Below are 3810 nucleotides of genomic sequence, written 5' to 3' on the forward strand. Positions count from 1 at the left end.
CCGCCCCTCGCCCACGGGCAGCTCCGCCACCACAACGCCCACACCGCACCGCTCCTCGCCGCCCGGCCGCACCACCACGTGCACTACCCCTACCTGGGCCGGGGCAGCGAGTCCGAGGCACTGCGCCTCACCGCCGGGGACCAGGGCAGCCCGTACGCCGTCGAGGTCAACGCCTGGACCGACGGCGCCACCGGCAGCCTGCACGCGGAGTTCACCCTCGCCGACGGCGTCCCCGACGCCCTCACCGAGCACTGGCGCCACGCACTGGAGGAGATCGCGGACGCCTCCGCGACCGCCGAGCGCACCGCGCCGGTCACCCCGCTCCAGCGCGGCCTGTACTTCCAGGCCCAGATGGCGGGCACCGCCGGACACTACGTCGCCCAGAGCTGGTTCACCTTCGACCGGCGCCTGGACACCGACGCACTGGCCGACGCCATGGCGCACGTCATCGCCCGCCACCCGGTGGTCGGTGCCGGCTTCACCACCGACGACGACGGCAACCCCGTCCAGCTCCTCGCGGCGGGCCGGCGCGTCACCGTCCGCACGGTATCCCTCAGCACGGAGGCCGAGACCGACGCTCTGCGCACCCGGGACCGCGACACCGGATTCGACCCCGGCGAACCGCCGCTGATCCGGCTGACCGTGGTACGCCTGCCCGACGACCGCGACGGCCTGCTGCTCAGCTACCACCTGCTGCTCTGGGACGGCTGGTCCCGCGAGACCGTGCTGCGCGACCTCTTCGACGCCTACCGGGCGATCCTGGCGGGCGAGGCACTCGACCCGGCGCCGGCCACCCCCTCCTTCGAGGACCACGCCCGCGCGCTCGCCGCGAAGGACCCCGCCCTCTCGGCCCGCTTCTGGGCCGATCACCTGACCGGGCTCGACGGACCGACCCTGCTCGCCGGACCGGCACCGTCCCTCCCGGACGAGCTGCCGCACGCCCTCACCCACACCCTCACCACCGAGGAGTCCGACCTTCTGCGCGAGGCCGCCAGGACCCACGGTGTCACCTTGAACTCCGTGCTGACCGGCGCCTTCGGCCTCCTGCTCGGCGCGCACACCGGCCGCGCCGACGCCGTGTTCGGCGTCACCGTCTCCGGCCGCGAGGCCGAGGGCACCTCCGACATCGTCGGCGTACTCCTCAACACCGTGCCCCAGTGGACCCGGCCCCGCCCGGACGACACCGTCCGGGAGTACCTCACCGCCGTCCAGCGGGCCCGCGTCGATGCGATGGAACACGAACACCTCGGGCTCGGCGAGATCCAGCGCGCAGCCGGACACGACAGCCTCTTCGACAGCCTCTTCGTACTCCAGAACTTCCTGGACATGGACGCGTTCGCCGAGATGAACGCCCGGCACGGCATCACCTCCGTCAAGGCAGACGACTCGACCCACTACCCCTACACCTGGGTCGTCACCCCCGGCGACCGCCTCACCGTCAAGCTGGAACACCGCGACGAGGACACCGCGGGCGCCCGCCGCCTGCTGGCCGGTTACCTGCGCGTACTCGACGCCCTGGCCCGCTCGACCGGCCCCCTCGGCGCACTCCCCGGACTCGGCGACGAGCCCGTACCCGCCGACGTCACGGACATCGGCACGGACACCGTCGTCGACCGGTTCGACCAGGCAGCCGACCGCGACCCGCAGCGGCTCGCGCTCGTCGCCCACGGCGCCACGATGACCTTCGCCGAACTCAGGGACCGCAGCCGTACCCTCGCGGGCGTACTCGCCGCACGCTCCATCGGTCCGGAGACCACCGTCGGCATCGCCGTGCCGCGTTCCCTCGACTCGATCGTGGCGCTCTTCGCGGTGCTGCGTACCGGCGCCGCGTACGTACCCCTGGAGCTCGACCACCCCGACGAGCGGATCGCCGCGATCGTCGCCGACGCACGGCCCGAGGTCATCCTCACCGTGAGCGCCGTCGCACCCCGGCTGACCGGCGAACTGATCGAACTCGACCGCCCGCTCCCCGACGCGGAACCCTTCGTCACCTTCACGCCCGACGACCCGGACCGCCTGCGCCATCCCGCGTACACCATCTACACCTCCGGATCGACCGGGAAGCCCAAGGGCGTGGTGACCGAGTACGCCGGCCTCACCAACATGCTGATCAACCACCAGCGCCGGATCTTCGAACCCGTCCTCGCCGAGCACGGTCACCGGACGTTCCGCATCGCGCACACCGTGTCGTTCGCCTTCGACATGTCGTGGGAGGAGCTTCTCTGGCTCGCGGACGGCCACGAGGTGCACATCTGCGACGAGGAACTGCGCCGCGACGCTCCCCGGCTCGTCGCCCACTGCCTCGAACACGGCATCGACGTCATCAACGTGACCCCGACCTACGCCCAGCAGCTGGTCGCCGAGGGCCTGCTCGACGACCCGGCACACCGGCCCGCACTGGTCCTGCTGGGCGGCGAGGCCGTCACCCCCGCACTCTGGCAGCGCCTGGCCACCACGGAGGGCACCGTCGGCTACAACCTCTACGGGCCCACCGAATACACCATCAACACCCTCGGCGTCGGCACCTTCGAATGCCAGGACCCGGTGGTCGGCGTCCCGATCGACAACACCGAGGTGTACGTGCTCGACCCCTGGCTGCGCCCCCTGCCGGACGGCGTCCCCGGCGAACTGTACGTCTCGGGCATCGGCATCGCCCGCGGCTACCTCGGACAGTCCGCGCAGACCGCGCACCGCTTCGTCGCCTGCCCGTTCGGCGAGCCCGGCACCCGGATGTACCGCACCGGGGACCTGGTGATCCGGCGGCCCGACGGAAACCTGGCCTACCTGGGCCGCACCGACCAGCAGGTCAAGATCCGCGGCCACCGGGTCGAACTCGGCGAGGTGGAGGCCGCGTTCGCCGCCCACCCGGCGGTCCGGTTCGTCGCCGCGGTCGCCCAGCCCGACCCCCAGGTCGACGGAGCCCACCGGCTCGCCGCCTACCTGGTGCTCGACGGACCGGAAGGTCCCGGCGGCACGGACCTCGCCGCGGTCGCCGCGGAGGTGGGCGCCGGACTGCCGGACTTCCTGCGCCCGACGCACTACGCGCGGGTCGACGCCATCGGGCTGACCGTCAACGGCAAGGCCGACACCAAGGCCCTGCCCGAGGCCAAGCCGCTCGGCGTCCTCACCACGGGCGTCGAACGCGCCCCCGAGGGCGAGACCGAGACCCTGGTGTGCGAGTTCTTCGCCGAAGCGCTGGACCTGGACGACGACGAGGTCAGCGCCGTAAGTGATTTCGTGTCCCTCGGGGGACACTCCATGCTGGCGGTACGGCTCATCGGGCTGCTCCGCCGGGAGTACGGACCCGTGATCACCATCCGTGATCTGCTCACCCTGCGAACCCCGGAAGCGATTGCGCGCCACCTTGAAGACAACAGCTGACACCCAGCGGCCCCGCCAGGGCGCCGACATCCTGCGGAGCGCTCTGCGCCGCAACTTCGGCGCCATGGCCTGGGGCACCGTCCTCATGGGCCTCTACCAGGCCGGCGAGACGGCGTTCCCGATCGCGCTCGGGCTGATCGTCGAGCACACCATGCAGGAACGCAGCCTCGGCAGGCTCCTGCTGTCGGTGGGCGCCCTGGCCGTGATCATCACGACCGTGTCGCTCTCCTGGCGGTTCGGGATGCGCATCCTGCAGAAGGCCAACACGACCGAGGCGCACCACTGGCGGGTCCGCGTCGCGGCCTGCGGACTCCAGCCGGTGGCCCGGGACATGGACCTGAAGTCCGGCGAGGTGCTCACCATCGCCACCGAGGACGCCGACCAGACCGCCGACATCATCGAGGTGGTGCCGCTGCTGGTCAGCTCGGT

Annotated in this window: 1 protein-coding gene and 1 pseudogene; both read left to right on the plus strand. The window is 71.9% G+C overall.

The features are described from left to right. Positions 1-3381: amino acid adenylation domain-containing protein (locus tag ACFWEP_RS32785; RefSeq protein ID WP_387375664.1), on the plus strand; the 3381-nt coding region annotated here is incomplete at its 5' end. After that, a pseudogene (locus tag ACFWEP_RS32790) lies at positions 3365-3810 on the plus strand (ABC transporter ATP-binding protein); the annotation flags it as partial. The gene ACFWEP_RS32785 and the pseudogene ACFWEP_RS32790, both read left to right, overlap by 17 nt.

It is taken from the genome of Streptomyces sp. NPDC060198, from assembly GCF_042728415.1.
GTDB lineage: Bacteria > Actinomycetota > Actinomycetes > Streptomycetales > Streptomycetaceae > Streptomyces.